At 66.0% G+C, this 19,073-nt stretch carries 19 protein-coding genes; 5 read left to right on the forward strand and 14 right to left on the reverse strand.

Features of this window, described 5'->3' with window-relative positions:
- Window positions 1–70: 70 nt before the first annotated feature.
- From ASD68_RS15070 to efp, 6 genes are all read right to left on the reverse strand, one after another.
- Window positions 71–925 carry a hypothetical protein gene (locus tag ASD68_RS15070; protein WP_056608218.1) on the reverse strand — a complete coding sequence of 285 codons (855 nt, stop codon included), beginning with the start codon at window positions 923–925 and terminating at the stop codon, window positions 71–73.
- Window positions 922–1,602, reverse strand: coding sequence for a phosphoglycolate phosphatase (gph, locus tag ASD68_RS15075; protein ID WP_056608221.1), 681 nt, complete (start codon window positions 1,600–1,602; stop codon window positions 922–924). Before gph ends, ASD68_RS15070 begins: the two co-directional genes overlap by 4 nt.
- Window positions 1,599–2,339, reverse strand: a complete 741-nt coding sequence (gene ubiG / locus ASD68_RS15080; RefSeq protein WP_056608224.1) for a bifunctional 2-polyprenyl-6-hydroxyphenol methylase/3-demethylubiquinol 3-O-methyltransferase UbiG — start codon at window positions 2,337–2,339, stop codon at window positions 1,599–1,601. The genes gph and ubiG overlap by 4 nt, the downstream gene beginning before the upstream one ends.
- Before the next feature lie 27 nt (window positions 2,340–2,366).
- Window positions 2,367–2,621, reverse strand: a complete 255-nt coding sequence (locus ASD68_RS15085) for a YciI family protein (RefSeq protein ID WP_056608227.1) — start codon at window positions 2,619–2,621, stop codon at window positions 2,367–2,369.
- Between the two features lie 24 nt (window positions 2,622–2,645).
- Entirely contained in the window at window positions 2,646–3,977 is a 1,332-nt protein-coding gene (locus ASD68_RS15090) for a TRZ/ATZ family hydrolase (RefSeq protein WP_056608230.1), read from the reverse strand.
- A gap of 208 nt (window positions 3,978–4,185) precedes the next feature.
- Entirely contained in the window at window positions 4,186–4,764 is a 579-nt protein-coding gene (gene efp, locus ASD68_RS15095; protein ID WP_056085324.1) for an elongation factor P, read from the reverse strand.
- A gap of 88 nt (window positions 4,765–4,852) precedes the next feature.
- Between efp and epmB the strand changes: the two genes are divergently transcribed.
- Complete coding sequence (gene epmB, locus ASD68_RS15100; protein ID WP_056608232.1) at window positions 4,853–5,863, forward strand: EF-P beta-lysylation protein EpmB; 1,011 nt, start codon at window positions 4,853–4,855, stop codon at window positions 5,861–5,863.
- Window positions 5,864–5,981: 118 nt separating this feature from the next.
- Window positions 5,982–8,021, forward strand: a complete 2,040-nt coding sequence (locus tag ASD68_RS15105; protein ID WP_056608235.1) for an EAL domain-containing protein — start codon at window positions 5,982–5,984, stop codon at window positions 8,019–8,021.
- A 137-nt stretch (window positions 8,022–8,158) separates the two neighbouring features.
- Here the strand turns inward: ASD68_RS15105 and rplS are convergent, their stop codons facing one another.
- The 5 genes from rplS to ffh form a co-directional block, all read right to left on the reverse strand.
- Complete coding sequence (rplS, locus tag ASD68_RS15110; RefSeq protein WP_056608238.1) at window positions 8,159–8,569, reverse strand: 50S ribosomal protein L19; 411 nt, start codon at window positions 8,567–8,569, stop codon at window positions 8,159–8,161.
- A 31-nt stretch (window positions 8,570–8,600) separates the two neighbouring features.
- A complete protein-coding gene (trmD, locus tag ASD68_RS15115; RefSeq protein WP_056085332.1) occupies window positions 8,601–9,377 on the reverse strand; it encodes a tRNA (guanosine(37)-N1)-methyltransferase TrmD in 777 nt (258 codons plus the stop codon).
- A gap of 64 nt (window positions 9,378–9,441) precedes the next feature.
- Window positions 9,442–9,957 carry a ribosome maturation factor RimM gene (rimM, locus tag ASD68_RS15120; RefSeq protein ID WP_056608241.1) on the reverse strand — a complete coding sequence of 172 codons (516 nt, stop codon included), beginning with the start codon at window positions 9,955–9,957 and terminating at the stop codon, window positions 9,442–9,444.
- A 2-nt stretch (window positions 9,958–9,959) separates the two neighbouring features.
- A complete protein-coding gene (rpsP, locus tag ASD68_RS15125) occupies window positions 9,960–10,217 on the reverse strand; it encodes a 30S ribosomal protein S16 (RefSeq protein ID WP_007080137.1) in 258 nt (85 codons plus the stop codon).
- Window positions 10,218–10,343: 126 nt separating this feature from the next.
- Window positions 10,344–11,723, reverse strand: a complete 1,380-nt coding sequence (gene ffh, locus ASD68_RS15130; RefSeq protein ID WP_056608244.1) for a signal recognition particle protein — start codon at window positions 11,721–11,723, stop codon at window positions 10,344–10,346.
- Between the two features lie 143 nt (window positions 11,724–11,866).
- Between ffh and ccsA the strand changes: the two genes are divergently transcribed.
- The 3 genes from ccsA (at window position 11,867) to gdhA (ending at window position 15,050) form a co-directional block, all read left to right on the forward strand.
- Window positions 11,867–12,664 carry a cytochrome c biogenesis protein CcsA gene (gene ccsA, locus ASD68_RS15135; protein ID WP_056608247.1) on the forward strand — a complete coding sequence of 266 codons (798 nt, stop codon included), beginning with the start codon at window positions 11,867–11,869 and terminating at the stop codon, window positions 12,662–12,664.
- Window position 12,665: 1 nt separating this feature from the next.
- Window positions 12,666–13,529 carry a formyltetrahydrofolate deformylase gene (purU, locus tag ASD68_RS15140; RefSeq protein ID WP_056608249.1) on the forward strand — a complete coding sequence of 288 codons (864 nt, stop codon included), beginning with the start codon at window positions 12,666–12,668 and terminating at the stop codon, window positions 13,527–13,529.
- Between the two features lie 168 nt (window positions 13,530–13,697).
- Window positions 13,698–15,050: an NADP-specific glutamate dehydrogenase gene (gene gdhA, locus ASD68_RS15145; RefSeq protein ID WP_056085343.1), complete on the forward strand. Its 1,353-nt coding sequence runs from the start codon at window positions 13,698–13,700 to the stop codon at window positions 15,048–15,050.
- A 149-nt stretch (window positions 15,051–15,199) separates the two neighbouring features.
- Here gdhA and radA read toward each other — a convergent pair whose 3' ends face one another.
- The 3 genes from radA to rplI all read right to left on the reverse strand — a co-directional run bounded on the left by radA (window position 15,200) and on the right by rplI (window position 19,044).
- A complete protein-coding gene (gene radA / locus ASD68_RS15150; protein WP_056085346.1) occupies window positions 15,200–16,588 on the reverse strand; it encodes a DNA repair protein RadA in 1,389 nt (462 codons plus the stop codon).
- Window positions 16,589–16,852: 264 nt separating this feature from the next.
- Entirely contained in the window at window positions 16,853–18,247 is a 1,395-nt protein-coding gene (locus tag ASD68_RS15155) for a replicative DNA helicase (RefSeq protein WP_056085348.1), read from the reverse strand.
- 347 nt (window positions 18,248–18,594) lie between these two features.
- Window positions 18,595–19,044: a 50S ribosomal protein L9 gene (rplI, locus tag ASD68_RS15160; protein ID WP_056608252.1), complete on the reverse strand. Its 450-nt coding sequence runs from the start codon at window positions 19,042–19,044 to the stop codon at window positions 18,595–18,597.
- Window positions 19,045–19,073 lie beyond the last annotated feature (29 nt).

Below are 19,073 nucleotides of genomic sequence, written 5' to 3' on the forward strand. Positions count from 1 at the left end.
ACGTTCAAGTTTGAGGCATCAGCGCCCCGGTGCAATAGCCGCGGCGGAAACGCTGCGTTTTCGCCACGGCTCACGACGCGTTGCGGCGCCACGCGCGCGCGGCCTGCCATGCGCGCCATGTAGTCACCGGCCGGATGCGCGGACGCTCCGCACCGAGGCTGGCCAGCGCATCGGGCGCGCGCGCCGCGCGTTGCGCCATCCGCATGCCGTGGCTGGAGGCCAGCGCACGAAACACGCTGAGCGGTCCGGGCAGGTGGGCCGCTTCGCGCCAGCTCTGCAGCAGCTCGCGCAGTTGATCCTGGATCGCCTGTTGCCGCGCCGCGCTGGCCTGACCCAGCTGCGATCGGCTCAAGCCGTGGCGGGCCAGGTTGGCCATCGACAGCGGCAGGCGGTCGCGACCGGCGTCGACCTCGGTGCGCAGCAGCGCATCCAGCAAATGGTCGAGCGTGGCCAGCCTTGCAGCGCGATCGCTCGGAGCCGCAGCGCCATACCACCACGCCGTTTCCAGCGCCGCCAGCGCACCATGCAGCGGCAGAGCCGCGTCCAGTTGGGCGGCGAAATCCGCGGCGGTGCCCTGTTCAAGCTGGGCCATCGCCGCCAGCACCGGCGCCACCCACTGTTCGGCCGCAATCGCGTGCGCGCGCTCGTCATCGAACAGCACCTGGGTCAGCGGATGACGGCCGCCACTGCTGGCCGCGCCGGACAACTCTTCCGCCCACCAACCCAGTTTGGCAGCGGCCACCTGCGGCTCGCGGATGCCGTAGGCGGCATCAAGCAGTTCCTGCTCCAGCGCGGCCAGCGCGATATGGCCGGGATGGCGATGGCCATCGACGAACACCAGCGCCACGCGCTGCTGGGGTTGCGCCGCCAGCCATTTGTCGATGAAGCCCTGCCACGCTGCGTTGCTTGTGTCTCCGTCGCTCATGCCGCGACCGATGACGGCATCAGCAACGCGGCCAGCTGCGCGGGTTGGTCCACCACCGCGTCGGCGCCCCAGCTGTGCGGATCGCCGCCGTCGAGATAGCCCCAGCTCACCGCCACCGTGTACAGCCCCGCCGCCTCGCCCGCCAGCACGTCGCGACGATCATCGCCCACGAAGACGCAGCGTGCCGGTTGCAGCCCTGCCCGTTCGCAGGCCAGCAGCACGGGTGCGGGGTCGGGTTTTTTCACCGGCAGGGTGTCGCCGGAAACCACTGCGGCGGCGCGCGACGCCCAGCCGATCCGCTGCACCAGCTCGTCGGTAAGAAAGCCCGGCTTGTTGGTGACGATGCCCCAGCGCAGGCCTTCTTGTTCAAGTTGTTGCAGCAGCGCATCCACGCCGTCGAACGCCCGCGTCTGCTGCGCCAGCATGCGCTGGTAGAGCGCCAGGTAGCGGGGCAGCAGCGCCTTGCGTTCGGCGTCGTCGCGCCGCGGAAAACCCTGCTGCAGGATCGCGGTCGAACCGCGCGATACCACCTGGCGCACGGCATCGTAAGCGGGCGCGGGTTCGCCCTCCTCGGCGCATTGTTCGACCAGCGCGCCGTACAGGTCGGCCGCGCTGTCGAGCAAGGTGCCGTCCAGGTCGAACAGCACGCCCTGGATATTTTCCGGCAACGGCGTCATAGCGGCTTGCGTGCGCTGAGCACGTAGTTGATCGCGGTGAAGCGGCTGATCCAGGCCTTGCGCGCCAGCGGGTTGTAGCCCAGGCCGCTGACGTCCTCCAGCTCCAGACCGGCCTGTCGCAACAACCGGCCCAGCTCGGACGGTTTCAGGAATTGCGCGTAGTGATGGGTGCCACGCGGCAGCATGCGCATCACGTATTCGGCGCCCACGATGGCGGCGCCGAACGCGGCTGGCGTGCGGTTGAGGGTGGACATGAACAACTGGCCGCCGGGTTTCAGCATCGCGGCAAGATCGGTCACCAGCGCGGCCGGATCGGGTACGTGCTCGATCAGTTCCATGCAGCACACGTCGTCGAATGAGGCGGGCTCGGCCGCGGCCAGCTCGGCGGACGACTGCACGCGGTAATCCACCGACAACGCCGATTCGTGCAGGTGCAACCGCGCGATCTCGATCACCTTCCCGCCCAGGTCGATGCCGGTGACGCGGGCGCCGGCGCGGGCCAGTGCCTCGCTCAGCAGGCCGCCGCCGCAGCCGACATCGGCCACCTTCGCCTGCGCCAGCTCGACGCGTTCGGCGATATAGGCGAAGCGCACCGGGTTGAGATCGTGCAGCGGGCGGGACTCGCCATCGGGATCCCACCAGCGCGCGGCCAGGGTATCGAAACGGGCGATTTCGGCGGCGCTGACATTGCCGTCGTGACGGCTATCGGCGGCGCGTTCGGGGGATGCGGTCGACATCACAAAACCTCTCGGGGAAAGCGCAGTTTACCGCGCCAGCCATTCGTGCACGGTGATGATCCAGCCGCCACTGGTGTGCGCGGGGTCGCGCTGCACGATGGCCTGGGCCTCGGCAAGGTCATCCGCGCGCAGCAGATAAGCGCCGCCGGACTTGTCGCTGAAGCCACCGGAAAGTTCGATCCTGCCCTGCGCACGCAAGTCGTCGAGGAAAGCGAGGTGCAAAGGCACCACCGCCGGATCGACGTCGGGTCGGCGCAGCAGATAGACCAGGTAACGGTTCATGGAAGGCTCCGTGGGATGCGGTGATCAGGCGGCGGCGATGCGTTCGCGCCAGGCGCGGGTCTTGGCCAGGATGGCGGCGGTGTCGATGTCGGGCAGCTCGCGCGCGGCCAGTTTTCGCTGGCCGGCGATCCACACGTCGGTGACCTGGTGGCGGCCGGTGGCGTACACCAGTTGCGAGACGACGTTGAACAGCGGCTGGGTCTCCAGATCGCTGAGCCGCACGGCGGCGAGATCGGCCTGCTTGCCCACCTCGATCGAACCGATGCACGCCCCCAGTCCGATCGCCCGCGCGCCATGCAGCGTGGCGGCCCGCAATGCATAAGCCGCATCGAATGCCGCCGCATTGCCGGCCACGGCCTTGGCCAGCAGGGCCGCGGTACGCATTTCGCCGAACATGTCCAGGTCGTTGTTGGAGGCGCAGCCGTCCGTGCCCAGCGCCAGGTTGACGCCGGCCTGGCGCAGTTTTTCCGCGGGGCAGAAACCCGATGCCAGCTTCAGGTTGGACTCCGGGCAATGCACCACCGACACGCCGGCGGCGGCACAGGCGGCGATCTCGCCCTCGGTCACCTGGGTCATGTGCACGGCGATCAGGCGGTCGTTGACGAGCCCCAGCTTCTGCAGCCGCTGGAACGGACGCAGGCCACTCTTGGCCTTCGCCTCGTCCACCTCGTGCGCGGTTTCGTGCAGGTGCAGATGGACCGGAATATCGAGCTGGTCGGACAGCACGCGGATGCGTTCGAAGCTCTCGTCCGACACCGTATACGGCGCGTGCGGGGCGAACGCGGTGCTGATCAGGTTGTCGCTGAGGAAGCTGTCGTGCACCGCGACGGCGCGGGCGAAATAGTCGTCCTGGGTGGTGGCCCAGGCGGTGGGGAATTCGATTACCGGCAGGCCGACCACCGCGCGGAAACCCATGCGCCGGTAGGTGGCGCCGATCACGTCGGGAAAGAAGTAGTTCTCGCTGGCGCAGGTGGTGCCGCCGCGCAGCATCTCGGCCACCGCCAGCTCCACCCCGTCGCGCACGAACTCCGGCCCGATCACTTTCGCCTCGGCCGGCCAGATGTGCTGCTGCAGCCACACCATCAGCGGCAGGTCGTCGGCCAACCCGCGCAGCAAAGTCATCGGGTTGTGTGTGTGGCTGTTGACCAGGCCGGGGATCAGCGCGTGCTCGCCCAGCTCGACCCGCTCGCGCGGTGCATACGCGGCGCGGGCATCGGCAATGGGCAACACGGCGACGATCTGGCCGCCATCGGCCACCACGGCGTGGTCCTCCAGCACCACGGCGTGCGGCTCCACCGGCACCACCCAGCGGGCTTCGATCAGCAGGTCGACGGATTGGGCTTGGATGTCGCTCATGGAAAACTCCGTAGGCGGATAAGCGAAGGGCGGCTTACCTTGCGGCGCCGCCCCATGCCCGTCGTTCCAGCGAAAGCTGGAACCCAGCGACTTGCGCTTCAGTGTGCGAGAGATTTTGCGTGCTGCGCACAGAGTGCTCCACTGGACCCCTGCCTTCGCAGGGGTGACGAACTGGCAAAGGCGCGGGCGAAGCCCGCGCGCCAGTTCGTCACTTCACGCGGCTGTCGTACTCGCCGGTGCGGGTATCGACCTTGATCACTTCGTCCTGGTTGACGAACAGCGGCACGCGCACCACGGCGCCGGTCTCCAGCGTGGCCGGCTTGCCGCCGCCGCCCGAGGTGTCGCCGCGCACGCCCGGGTCGGTCTCGACGATCTTCAGTTCCACGAACTTCGGCGCCTGCACGGCCACGATGTTGCCGTTGAACAGGGTGACCACGCATTCCTCCTCGCCCTTCAGCCACTTCCAGGTATCACCCATCGCGGCCAGCGAGGCGGGCACCATCTCGAAGGTCTCCATGTTCATGAAGTTCCACACGCGGTCCTTGCCGATGCCGTCGATGAAGGACAACTGCATGTCGGTATCGGTGACGTCGGCTTCCTCGAACGAATCGCTGGATTTCAGCGTCTGCTCGGTGGTGCGGCCATCCTTCAGGTTGCGGATGCGGATGCGGGTGAACGCCTGCCCCTTGCCGGGTTTGACGAAGTCCGCTTCGGTGATGATCCAGGGATCACCGTTGTGAAGGATCTTCTTGCCCGTTTTGACGTCGTTGAGGCCAAGGGTCGCCATGCGCTGTCTGCTCCGGAGTCGTTTTCGCCCGAGGGGCGGCTAAAATGGATGGATGTCACGGGCGTCACCGCCCGATTCAAGGCCCGATATGATAACCGCAAGCCCCCATTCCCGCCTATCGTCCGCTGCGCCCGACTGGCGCGCGCTGTGGCGGGACGCGATCACCGACCCGCTGGAGCTGTTGCAGGCGGTGGGCCTGGGCGATCGTACCGACCTGATCCCACCCGACGACGCCGGCTTCGCCCTGCGCGTGCCGCGTGGTTTCGTGGCGCGAATGCGCCACGGCGATCCCGCCGACCCGCTGCTGCTGCAGGTGCTGCCGCAACGCGCCGAACACGATCGGGTGGCCGGCTTCACGATGGATGCGGTGGGCGACATGGCGTCGCGCAGCGGCCAGGGTTTCCTGCACAAGTACCAGGGCCGGGCCCTGCTGATCGCCAGTGGCAGTTGCGCGGTGAACTGCCGCTACTGCTTCCGCCGCCATTTCCCCTATGGCGAGGAGATTGCCGCCGCCTCGCAATGGCGCGATGCGCTGGCGCAACTGAAGGCCGACCCGTCGATCAGCGAACTGATCCTCTCCGGCGGCGATCCGCTGTCGCTGGCCACCAGCAAGCTGGAGGACCTGACCCACGGCCTGGCCGATATCCCGCACGTGAAGCGGCTGCGCATCCACACGCGCCTGCCGGTGGTGCTGCCGGAGCGGATCGACGACGCCTTCCTCAAGTGGCTGGCTTCGCTGCCGTTGCAGAAGGTGGTGGTGTTGCACGCCAACCACGCCAATGAATTCGACGCGGGTGTCGACGCGGCCTGCGCGCGGCTGCGCGACGCCGGCGCCACCTTGCTCAATCAATCGGTACTGCTGCGAGGGATCAACGATCACGCCGACACGCTGGCCGCCCTGTCCGAGCGGATGCTTGCCGCCGGGGTGCTGCCGTACTACCTGCATCAGCTCGATCGGGTACACGGCACCGCGCATTTCGAGGTCGGCGACGTCGAGGCGATAGCACTGCTGGAAGCGTTGCGGGCGCGGTTGCCGGGCTACCTGGTGCCGCGACTGGTGCGCGAAATAGGCGGCGATACGTCCAAGCGCCCGCTCTGAGCGCCGGCTGCGTTTTTTTCTGGCAGCCGCGGGCTTTATCCGTTACAAACATAGGGCCACGGGGCATTCCTGATGCCTGCAACACGATTCGTGACGACCACCTTCTTCCCGGCCATCCATGAAAAAAGACCTCGTCATCAAGATCCTCTTCATCGAAAACTCGCTGGAGGAGGCAGAGCAGATCATCAGCCTGCTGCGCAATTCGGGTATCGCCGTACGCCCCGCCCGCGCCACCAATGCCGAACAGTTGCAGGCCGCACTGGATGAACTGGGGCCCGATATCGTGATGTTCGACCCGGCCATCACCACGCTGTCGCTGCGCGAGGTAGTGAAACTGATGGACGCCTACGGCCGCGACTACGCGCTGCTGGGCCTGGTCAACTCGATGGACAACCAGCTGGTGGCGGACCTGTTTGTGGGAGGCGCCCGCGGCGTGGCCTCGCGTACCCATCCGAAGCAGCTCACCGCGGTGCTGCAGCGCGAGTTCGATTCGCTGCAGGCGCGCCGGCAACTGCGCCGGCTGGAAGCCTCGCTGCGCGAATCCGAACGCCGCTGCGACGCACTGCTCGACTCCTCCACCGACGCCATCGCCTACGTGCACGAGGGCATGCACGTACGCGCCAACCGCGCCTACCTGGAGACCTTCGGCTACGACGAGTTCGACGACCTGCTCGGCATGCCCGTGCTGGACATGATCGACTCGACCCACGCCGACGAGTTCAAGGCGATCCTGCGCGGGCCGCAAGGGCAGGAGAAACTGCCCAACCAGTTGTCCCTGCGCGCACGCCGCGCCGACGCCAGCCACTTCGATGCCACGGTGGAATTCGCCCCCGCCACGTTCGAGGGCGAGCCCTGCCTGCAGATCGTGTTCCGGCGCCAGCTGGTCGACCCGGCAGCGCTGGCGCAACTGCAGCGGGACCCGGTCACCGGCCTGTTCAACCGGGCCCACACGCTGGAGCGGATCGACACCGCCGTCGCCGCCGCCGCCAATGGCAAGAAGGGCCAGGCATTGCTGCTGATCGAACCGGACAATTGGTCGTCGATCGTGGCCAGCATCGGCCTGGGCAAGGCGGACGAGCTGATTGCCGGCTTTGCCGACCGCATCCGCATCCTGCTCGGCTCCACCGACGTGGCCGGCATGCTGGCCGAGCACACGTTCGGCGTGGTGCTCGATTCGCGCCAGGACGAGGCCATCCGCGAGTGGATCAGCAAGCTGCAACACAGCGTCAGCAATGAAATCTTCGACGCCGGCAGCCGCTCCATCACCGTCAACACCAGCATCGGCGGCAGCCTGCTGGGCGAGAAAAACGCCAACACCGACCTGCTGCTCAACCAGGCCAGCCAGGCATTGCGCAATGCGCAGAGCCAGGGCGGCGGCAAGGTGGAGCTGCATGACCCGGCCGCCCGCGAGAAGGCCGACGAGGAGCGCGAGCAGTACTGGCTGGGGCTGTTGAAGGATGCGCTGGCCAACGATGGCCTGATGCTCTATCACCAGCAGGCGATCAGCCTGCAGGACGCCGAGGGCGACTTCTCGGAAATCCTGCTGCGCATGAACGGTCCGCAGGGCGAGGTGCTGCCCGGATTCTTCATGCCGATCGCCGAAAAACATGGCTTGAACGGCGACATCGACCGCTGGGTGCTGAAACAGACGATCAAGACCTTGCGCGAGCGCGACAAACACGGCCAGCCGACCACGTTCTTCGTCAAGCTCACTGCCGCCTCGCTGCAGGATGAGCACCTGCTCCCGTGGCTGGGCGAACAACTGGCCGCCGCCAACCTGAAGCACGGTCGCATCGTGCTGGAAATGACCGAGAGCAAGGTCATGACTTTGCTGCGGCCCACCCAGGAATTCGTCAACGGCTGGAAGAAGCTGGGCGGCAAGTTCGCGCTGGAGCAGTTCGGCTCGGGCCTGAACTCGTTCCAGCTGCTGAACCACGTCGACGCCGACTACGTGAAGATCGACCGCAGCTACATGGCGGAACTGCCACGGCACCCGGAAAACCAGAAGAAGGTCACCGAGATCTGCCAGCAGGCACGCGAGCTGAACCGCCAGACGATTGCCGAATGGGTCGAGGACGCCACCAGCACCTCGCTGCTGTTCGCCTGCGGCGTGGACTTCGTGCAGGGCAACTTCCTGCAGCCGCCGCAGCGGCTGTAAGGCAGAATCGCCCACGCGGCATCCGCTGGAACGGATATCCAAACGGGGAGCGAATGGCGGAGGACATTGTTCCGCGCACAAAAAACCCGCGCATGAGCGCGGGTTTTTTTATCGCCAGCCGAAGCTGTGCGTGCCGATTACTCGGCGGCAGCAGCAGCGGCGGCAACGGCAGCCTTGTGGGCGGCCTTGATCGCGGCGGCGGCGGCCACGTCTTCCTTGATGCGGGCGGCCTTGCCTTCCAGACCACGCAGGTAATACAGCTTGGCGCCGCGGACCTTGCCCTTGCGCTTCACCGTGACCGACTCGATCGACGGGCTGTGCGCCTGGAACACGCGCTCCACGCCGGTGCCGTGCGAGATCTTGCGCACGGTGAAGGCCGAATGCAGGCCGCGGCTGCGCTTGGCGATGACGATGCCCTCGAACGCCTGGACGCGCTCGCGGTTGCCTTCCTTCACCTTGACGTTGACCACCACGGTGTCGCCAGCGCCGAATTCCGGCAAGGGACGGGTAATCTGCTCGGCTTCGAACTGTTCAATGATCTTGTTCATGGCAACACCTGTGTATTTTCAATAACTGCGGTCAATCATCGACCGCTTCGTTTTGTCGCGACAGCGCCTGGCTGGCGTGTTCGCGGCGGAATTCATCCAGCAACGCACGGGAGGTCTTGTCCAGTACGCAGCGTGACAACAAGTCGGGGCGGCGCAACCAGGTTCGTCCCAGCGACTGCTTCAGGCGCCAGCGGGCAATTGCCGCATGGTCACCGGAAAGCAGCACCTCCGGTACGGTACCCAGTGCGTCCTGCACCGGTTTTGCATAGTGCGGGCAGTCGAGCAGGCCATTGGCGAATGAATCCTGCTCGGCTGACAGCGCGTCGTTCAATGCGCCTTCCTGCAAGCGACCCACCGCGTCGATGATTACCGCCGCCGCCAGCTCGCCGCCGGACAGTACATAGTCGCCGATGGAAAGCTCTTCGTCGACCTCGTGCGCCAGCAACCGCTCGTCCACACCTTCATAACGTCCACAAAGCAGGGCGATTCGCGGCATTTTCGCCAGCGCCTCCACCCTGCCCTGCGTCAGCCGCGGTCCCTGCGGGCTGAGGTAAATCACATGCGCCGGTTCCGGCGCGGCGCCGCGCACAGCCGCCAGGGTGGCGCGCAACGGCTCGATCATCATCACCATGCCGGGGCCGCCGCCGTACGAGCTGGCATCCACGGTACGGTGGCGGTCGCTGGTGTAGTCGCGCGGGTTCCAGGCTTCCACCTGCAACAACTGCCGCTGCTGCGCGCGTCCCACCACACCGACCGCGGCACACTGGCGCACGAAGTCGGGAAACAGGCTGACGACATCGATACGCATGAATCCTTGCCCTCTGCCGCCTGGTCCCCGGCTTTCAATCCGGCGACCTTTCGATCCGGCGATGTCAGAACTCGGGATCCCAGTCCACCACCATGCGCCCTGCGGACAAGTCCACCGATCGCACATACGAACCCTGGACGAAGGGAATCAGCCGCTCGCGCGTGCCGTCCCTCACCACCACCACGTCGTTGGCACCGGTGGCGAACAGGTGACTGACCCGCCCCAGCGACACATCTTCCGTGGTGACCACCTCGAGTCCTTCGAGGTCGACCCAGTAATACTCACCTTCGGCTGGCGGCGGCAACTGATCGCGGTTGACGTAGATGTCGCTGCCGATCAACGCCGCTGCCTGCTCACGGTCATCGACACCCGGCAGTTGGGCCACCATGCCCTTGCCTTGTTCGCGACCCTTGACACCGCTGACCTGCGTTTCCACGCCGGGCGCTGCACTGAGCAGCCACGGCTGGTAATCGAAGATCCGCATGCGCGGCTCAGCCCAGGATTCGATCTTGAGCCAGCCCTGCACGCCATACAGCCCGACGATGCGCCCGATCAGGACGCGCCGACCGGCTGCCGTCACGCTCAGGCAGCCTGCTGCAGCTTGCCCGCTTCCTTGACCAGCGCGGCGACCTTGTCGGACAGCTGGGCGCCCTTGCCCACCCATTCGTTGACGCGATCGACGTTCAGCTCAAGGCGCTTGTCCTTGCCCGACGCAACCGGGTTGTAGAAACCCACGCTCTCGATGTTGCGACCGTCGCGCTTGTTGCGCTGATCGGTCACCACAACGTGGTAGAACGGACGGCCCTTGGCGCCACCGCGCGAAAGACGAATCTTGACCATAGTAAAACTCCAGAGTTGCCGCACCATGCGGCAGCGGCACGGGAACCGTGCGCGGTAAACGGGGCATTTTAGAGGGGGAATGGGGAAAAGGGAATAGGGAACGGGAAAAGCCCCTTCCCTGCGTCATCAGCGCATCGGCGGCAAACCGCCCATCCCGCCCATGCCCTTCATCGCGCCGCGCATCTGCCGCATCAGGCCCTTGCTGCCGCCCCTGGACAGCTTGGACATCATCTTTTCCATCTGCATGTACTGCTTCAGCAGGCGGTTGACGTCAGCCGGCTGGGTGCCGGAGCCGCGCGCCACACGGGCGCGGCGCGAGCCATTCAGCAGATCGGGATGGCGACGCTCCTTCTTGGTCATCGAGCAGATGATGGCGATCATGCGGTTCATCTCGCCGTCGTTGACCTTGGATTTCACGCTGTCCGGCAGGTTGCCCATGCCCGGCAGCTTGTCCATCAGGCCGGCCAGGCCGCCCATGTTGCCCATCTGCTCCAGCTGATCCTTCATGTCGTTGAGGTCGAAGCGCTTGCCCTTCATCACCTTCTGGGCCAGCTTCTGCGCCTTGTCCTGATCGACCTTGCGCTCGACCTCCTCCACCAGCGACAACACATCGCCCATGCCCAGGATGCGCTGGGCCAGGCGGTCGGGGTGGAACGGTTCCAGCGCGTCGGTCTTCTCGCCCGCGCCAAGGAACTTGATCGGCCGGCCGGTGACATAACGCACCGACAAGGCCGCACCGCCGCGGGCATCGCCGTCGGTCTTGGTGAGGATCACGCCGGTCAGCGGCAAGGCATCGCTGAACGCCTTGGCGGTGTTGGCCGCGTCCTGGCCGGTCATGGAATCGACCACGAACAGGGTTTCGACCGGGGTGATCGCGGCGTGCAGCGCCTTGATCTCGGCCATCATCGCCTCGTCCACGTGCAGGCGGCCGGCGGTGTCGACGATCAGCACGTCCACCACCTCGCGCCGAGCCGCAGCGACCGCCGCCTTGGCGATGGCGACCGGGTCCTGGCCTGCGTCGGAGGGGAAGAAGCTCACCCCGACCTGACCGGCCAGGGTGCGCAACTGCTCGATGGCGGCGGGACGGTAGACGTCGCAGCTGACCACCATCACCTTTTTCTTCTTGCGCTCGGTCAGCAGCCGCGCCAGCTTGGCCACCGTGGTGGTCTTGCCCGCGCCCTGCAGGCCGGCCAGCAACACCACGGCGGGTGGCTGCTGGGCAAGGTTCAGCTCCGTGTTGGCGCTGCCCATCACCGTGGTCAGCTCGTCGCTGACCACCTTGATCAGCGCCTGGCCGGGCGACAGGCTCTTCATCACGTCCTGGCCCACCGCGCGCACCTTGATCCGCTGGATCAGGGCCTGCACCACGGGCAACGCCACGTCTGCTTCCAGCAGGGCGATGCGTACCTCGCGCAGCGATTCGCGGATGTTTTCCTCGGTCAGCCGGCCACGGCCGCGCAGACGGTTGACGGTGGTGGAAAGGCGTTGGCTGAGCGATTCGAACATGATGAGGGCACGAGCTGGGGCTAGCCCGCAAATATACCAGACACGTCCGCCGCTCCCGGCCCGACTTTGTCGATGCGCGTGCCCGGAAGCATGCGCGGAGCCCCTGCTGCACTCGCCCATGCCGTGTGCGACACTTCACGGCTATGTCCGTCCATGTGCTCGCGCTGCTTGCCGTCGTGCTCTACCTCGCTGCAGCGGGCGGGTTGGCGCGCCCGTTGCTGAGCGGCGGACAGCCGCTCAACCGGCTGGCCTTGTGCCTGGCGGGGGCGGCCGTGCTGCTGCACGCAGGCATCTTGCTGGGCATACACCGCGGCGCGCTGGACCTGCATTTTTTTGCGGCGCTGTCGCTGGTGGCCTGTGTCGTGGCCGCGCTGACGCTGCTGGTCAACCTGTCTCGCCCGGTGGCGGCGCTGGGCGTGGTGGTGTTTCCGCTGGCGGCGTTGTTCCTGTTCCTGGATGGTTTCGTGGCGGCGCCCACGGCGCCGCTGCAGATGGACTGGCCGATCAAGCTGCATGTGACGCTGGCCTTGCTGGCCTTCAGCGTATTGTCGATCGCGGCCGTGCTGGCGATCCTGCTGGCGGTGCAGGAACGCGCGCTGCGCGCCCGGCATTTCGGCAACTGGCTGCGTGCACTGCCGCCGCTGACGCAAACCGAGGCTTTGATGTTCCGCTTGATCGCGGGCGGTTTCGCGCTGTTGACCGTGGCCCTGCTCAGCGGCGCGCTGTTCATCGAAAACATCCGCGCCCAGCATCTCGTCCATACGACAGTGCTGTCGGTGTTCGCCTGGCTGGTGTTCGGCACCCTGCTGCTGGGCCGCTGGCGTCAGGGCTGGCGCGGTACCCGCGCGGTCAATCTCACCCTGATCGGCATGACCGTGCTGGTGCTGGCGTTTTTCGGCAGCAAGGCGGTGCTGGAGCTGGTCCTGCACCGGAATATCTGACATGGCGGCAGCGCAATTCGTGGTGACGTTGTCGTGCCCGGATCGCCCGGGCATCGTGGCGGCGGTATCCGGCCATCTCGCGGCGCAGGGCAACAACATCCTGGAAGCGCAGCAATTCGACGACACCGACACGGGTCGCTTTTTCATGCGCATCGTGTTCGAGGCGCTGGCCGCCGATGCCACGCTGGCCGGGCTGCAGGCCGCCTTCACCCCGATCGCCGAGCGCTTCGACATGCAGTGGCAGCTGCGCGACCGCGGCGAGCGGCGACGCGTGCTGTTGCTGGTCTCGAAGTTCGACCACTGCCTGGCCGACGTGTTGTACCGCTGGCGCACCGGCGAGCTGTCGATGGATATCGCCGGCATCGTCGCCAACCATCCGCGCGAGACGTATCGCCACCTCGACCTCGACGCCATCCCATTCCACTACCTGCCCGCCGACCGCAACCACAAGGCCGCGCAGGAGACGCTGCTGTGGCAGGTGATCGAGCAGAGCCAGTGCGATCTGGTGGTGCTTGCCCGCTACATGCAGGTGCTGTCGGATGAGCTGACCACGAAGCTGGCCGGCCGCTGCATCAATATCCACCACTCCTTCCTGCCCGGTTTCAAGGGCGCCCGGCCGTACCACCAGGCGCACCGGCGCGGGGTCAAGCTGATCGGCGCCACCACGCATTTCGTCACCGCTGAGCTGGACGAAGGCCCGATCATCGAGCAGGACATCGAGCGCGTCACCCATCGCGATACCGCCGAGGACATGATCCGCATCGGCCGCGATATCGAGCGCCGCGTGCTGGCGCGCACCCTGCGTCACTACCTCGACGACCGCATCCTGCTCAACGGCAGCAAGACGGTGGTGTTCACCTCTTAGGAGCCTGCCGGGCGGGGCGCGGACGCGGCCCGGTCGGTCATCCCGCTGCACGCACCGGTTGCGCGCGGTTTGTGCATCGCACTATATTGCAGGCTATCGCACTAACGCATTAATACATTGCGGCTCGGCGATGCCTGCCTTCCGACACTTCTTCCCGGGGAATCCTTGATGTCCTTCATCCACGAGACGCTGACGCGCCTGCGCAAGAGCAGTCCGGCGCAAACCGAGTTTTACCAGGCTGCCGGCGAAATTCTGGAATGTCTGCAGCCGCTGCTGGACGCCGAGCCGCGCTACCGCCAGCACAACATCATCGAACGCATCGTGGAGCCGGAGCGGCAGATCTTCTTCCGGGTTTGCTGGACCGACGACGCCGGCAAGGTGCAGGTCAACAAGGGCTATCGCGTGCAATTCAGCTCGGCACTGGGCCCGTACAAGGGCGGCCTGCGTTTCCACCCGTCGGTCAACGCCAGCATCATCAAGTTCCTGGGTTTCGAGCAGATCTTCAAGAATGCCCTCACCGGCTTGTCCATCGGCGGCGCCAAGGGCGGTTCGGATTTCGACCCCAAGGGCAAATCCGACGCCGAGGTGATGCGCTTCTGCCAGTCCTTCATGAACGAGCTGTACCGCCACATCGGCCCGACCACCGACGTACCCGCCGGCGACATCGGCGTGGGCACGCGCGAAATCGGCTATCTCTATGGCCAGTACAAGCGCCTCACCGGCCACTACGAGGGCGTGCTGACCGGCAAGGGACTGAACTGGGGCGGTTCGCTGGGGCGCAAGGAAGCCACCGGCTACGGCACGGTCTATTTCGCGCAGCACATGCTGCAGGCCCGCGGTGAGGATTTCGAGGGCAAGGTGTGCCTGGTGTCCGGCGCCGGCAACGTGGCGATCTACACCATCGAGAAACTGTACCAGTTGGGCGCACGGCCGATCACCTGCTCCGATTCGCTGGGCACGATCCACCACCCGGCCGGCATCAACCTGGAAACGCTGAAGCTGCTGAAGGAGGTCAAGCGCGCCTCGTTGAGCGAGTACACGGCGCACCACCCCGACGCCACCTATATCCCGCGCGGCGATTACCCCGACGACGGCCATGCCGTATGGCGCATCAAGGCCGATGCCGCGTTCCCCTCGGCCACGCAGAACGAGGTCACCGCCGCCGATGCCAGGGCGCTGCTGGCCAACGGCGTCACCTGCATCGCCGAAGGCGCCAACATGGGCTCCACCGCCGACGCCATCGACGTGCTGCTGGCAAGCAAGATCGCCTACGGCCCGGGCAAGGCGGCCAATGCGGGCGGTGTCGCCACCAGCCAGCTGGAAATGGCGCAGAACAGCGGCATGCAGCAATGGACCATGGAACGGGTCGACGGCAAGCTGCATGAGATCATGTCAGGCATCTACCAGAGCTGCACCGCCGCCGCCGAGGAATTCGGCCAGCCGCACAACCTGGTGCTGGGCGCCAACATCGCCGGCTTCCGCAAGGTGGCCGACGCGATGATCGATCAGGGTGTGTATTGAAGAAGCCGGGATTGGGGATTAGGGATTAGGGATTCGACAAAGCATCGTGCGCCAGCGCGATGTCTGTGGGAGCGGCTTCAGCCGCGATGCTTCTGCTCTGCTCTGGATTGGTGGAGAGCATCGCGACTGAAGTCGCTCCTACACAAGCTTCAGCGGCAGGCGTCGATCGCTTCGCTGAGGCGTTCGACGCCGATCACCTGCATGTCGCCCACCTTGCCCTTCTTCGGCGCATTGGCCTTGGGCACGATTGCCTGGCGGAAGCCGTGATGCGCGGCCTCCTTCAGGCGCTCCTCGCCATTGGGCACCGGACGGATCTCACCCGACAAACCGACTTCACCAAAGGTGATCATGTGCTCGGGCAGCGGCCGGTCGCGCAGCGATGACAGCACCGCCAACAGCACCGGCAGGTCGGCCGCGGTTTCCTGCACGCGGATACCGCCGACCACGTTGACGAACACGTCCTGGTCGTACGCGGCCACGCCGCCATGCCGATGCAGCACCGCCAACAGCATGGCAAGACGGTTCTGTTCCAGCCCCAGCGTGACGCGGCGCGGATTGCCCAGCGACGATTGGTCGACCAGCGCCTGCACTTCCACCAGCAGCGGCCGGGTGCCCTCGCGCGTCACCATCACTGCGCTGCCCGGGGTCGGGCCCGCATGCGATGAGAGGAAGATCGCCGACGGATTGGGCACCTCGCGCAGGCCCTTGTCGCTCATCGCGAACACGCCCAGCTCGTTGACCGCGCCGAAGCGGTTCTTGAACGCACGCAGCACGCGGAAGCGCGAACCCGATTCGCCCTCGAAATACAGCACCGCGTCGACCATGTGCTCCAGCACGCGCGGGCCGGCGATACCGCCCTCCTTGGTGACGTGGCCGACCAGGAACACGCTGGTGCCGGTCTCCTTGGCGAAGCGGGTGAGCTTGGCCGCCGACTCGCGCACCTGCGACACCGAACCAGGCGCGGCGGTCAGCAGCTCGGTCCAGATGGTCTGGATCGAATCGATCACCAATACCCGCGGCCGCGTCGTCAACGCCTGTTCCAGTATCCGCTCGATGCAGGTCTCGGCCAGCGCCTGCAACGGCGCCAGCGGCAGGTCCAGCCGCTGCGCGCGGGAAGCCACCTGTGACAGCGATTCCTCACCGGTGACATACACGCTGGGCAGGTGCGCGCCCAGCGTGCCCAGCATCTGCAGCAGCAAGGTCGACTTGCCGATGCCCGGATCGCCGCCGATCAACACCACCGAGCCCTGCACCAGGCCACCACCCAACACCCGGTCCAGCTCGCCGATGCCCGTCAGCGTGCGCGCCTCGGTGGTCAGCGCCACCTCGGTCAGCGGTGTGATCTTGGCGGAGCCAGCCGCATGACCGGCGTAATTGGAGCGCTGCGCGCCCGCCGACACGGCCGCCGCGGGCGATGAGGGTGCCAGCACCACCGCACTGAGCGTGTTCCACACACCGCACTCCACACACTGGCCCTGCCACTTGCTGTGCTCGGCACCGCAATCGGTGCAAACGTAGGCGGTCTTGGCTTTGGCCATGCGGAATCCAGCGGTGTAGTGAGGCGTTGAAGCTTAGACGGCAGTCATCGCAGACGGCGAGACACCATGACGGGGATGCTTGTAGGTTTTCGCCGCGCGTGGTTGGCGCTGGCGCTTCGAAAGGTGTGGCACCCCCTCACCCCAACCCTCTCCCCGCGCTGCGCCCGGGGAAGAGGGAGCGAAGCAGCCCTTCCAAATCCCGAATCCCGGCTTTCAACAGACGAATGTCTGGTCATCCCGAATCCCGAATCACCCATCCCGGCCCTAATCAAAACTCCCCACGAACGAATCCGCCGCGTAATTCTCGAACTTGGTGTAGTGGCCCAGGAAGGTCAGCTTGCAGGTGTCGGTGGGGCCGTTGCGCTGTTTGCCGATGATGATCTCGGCCATGCCTTTGTCCGGCGATTCCTTGTTGTAGTAGTCATCGCGGTAGATGAACATGATCACGTCCGCGTCCTGCTCGATGGCGCCGGATTCGCGCAGGTCGGACATCATCGGGCGCTTGTCAGCGCGCTGCTCCAGCGAGCGGTTCAGCTGCGACAGCGCGATCACCGGCACGTTCAGTTCCTTGGCCAGACCCTTCAGCGAGCGCGAGATTTCGGAGATCTCGGTGGCGCGGTTTTCCTTGTTGCCGGGCACCTGCATCAACTGCAGGTAATCGATCACGATCAAGCCCAGGCCGCCATGCTCGCGGTGCAGGCGGCGCGCGCGCGAACGCAGTTCCACCGGCGACAGGCTGGGCGTATCGTCGATGAAGATCTTCGCTTCGGACAGGATCGCGATGGCGTTGGAAACCCGCGGCCAGTCCTCCTCTTCCAGATCGCCGTTGCGCAGGTGCTGCTGGTGGATGCGGCCGATCGAGGAGATCAGGCGAAATGCCAGCTGCGAAGCGGACATTTCCATCGAGAACACCACCACCGCCTTCTTGCTGCGCAGCGCGGCGGTCTCGGCGATGTTCAGCGCAAACGCGGTCTTGCCCATCGACGGGCGCGCGGCCACGATGATCAGGTCCGAGGGCTGCAGGCCCGACGTGAGGTTGTCCAGGTCGGTGAAGCCGGTGGTGATGCCGGTCAGCTGGCCGCGGTTCTCGTAGCGCTCGGTGAGCAGGCGGAAGGCGTCCTTCACCGCCTCGCGCATGGAGACGGAATCCTTCTTGCCGCGCGCACCGGATTCGGCGATGTGGAACACGCGCTGTTCGGCGCTTTCCAGTACCTCCTGCACGCTCTTGCCCTCGGGCCGGTAGCCGTCCTCGGTGATCGAGGTGCCCGCGTCGATCAGCTGCCGCATCACCGACTTCTCGCGCACGATCTCGGCGTAGGCGGCGATGTTGGCGGCGCTGGGCGTGCTGTTGGCCAGTTCGATCAGGTAACTGGCGCCGCCGACCATCTCGGCCAGCCCGTTGCTCTCGAACCAGTCGCCCAGGGTCACCGCATCGCAGGGCATGCCCTTGTTCGCCAGCTCGTTGATGGCGCGCCAGATCAGGCGGTGATCCTTGCGGTAGAAATCCATTTCCGCCAGCCGGTCGGCCACCTTGTCCAGCGCATCGGGCGCCAGCATCAGCCCGCCCAGCACCGCCTGTTCGGCGTCGATGGAATGCGGCGGCACGCGCAGCGCCTCGACGGCGGTGGAAGGCGATTTGCGCTCGGGAACGAAGGACATCGATTTACCTCGGAAAATACCCCACGACCGGTGCGCAACGCGCCGACACCTCGCGGATGGACATACCTACCATCATGCGCGGCAGCGTCTCAGCCGTCGAGACAACAACTCTGTGGAAAACCTGTGGGTTGTTGTGGATAAGAGCGGGGAGGATGGGTGGTCCGGTTTCCGCGGGCAGGTTGAACGCAGCGTGCGGCGAACGCCGAGGCATACCCTTCGACTCCGCCGCTGCGCGGCTACGCTCAGGGAGAACGGTGGGGTTTCGCGGCGCTTTGCGGTTCCCTATTCCCCATTCCCCAAAAAAAACAGGCGCCTTGCGGCGCCCGTTTTTTTCACAGCAACAACGCTTACTTGTCGCTGACGACAATCACCTTGACGGTGGTCTGCACGTCGGCGTGCAGGCTGATCACCACGTCGTACTCGCCGGTGTTGCGAAGCGGGCCTTCGCCCAGAATCACTTCACCCTTGTGGACGTCGTTGCCGGCGGCGGTCAGCGCCGCGGCGATATCGCGCGGGCCGACCGAGCCGAACAGCTTGCCTTCGGCGCTGGCGTGGGCGGCGATCGTGACCGAGGCCTCGGCCAGCTTCGCCTTGCGCGCTTCGGCTTCGCTCAACATGGTGTTGGCCTTGGCCTCGTACTCGGCACGACGCTGCTCGAACGCTTCCAGGTTGGCGGCGTTGACGCGTACGGCCTTGCCCTGCGGCAGGAGGAAGTTGCGGCCATAGCCCGGCTTCACGGTGACCTTGTCGCCAAGGTTGCCGAGATTGCGGACTTTCTGCAGAAGAATGAGTTCCATGGGAATTCCTGTTCGTTAGCACCGGTGTG

It is taken from the genome of Rhodanobacter sp. Root627, from assembly GCF_001427835.1.
Taxonomy (GTDB): Bacteria; Pseudomonadota; Gammaproteobacteria; order Xanthomonadales; family Rhodanobacteraceae; genus Rhodanobacter; species Rhodanobacter ginsenosidimutans.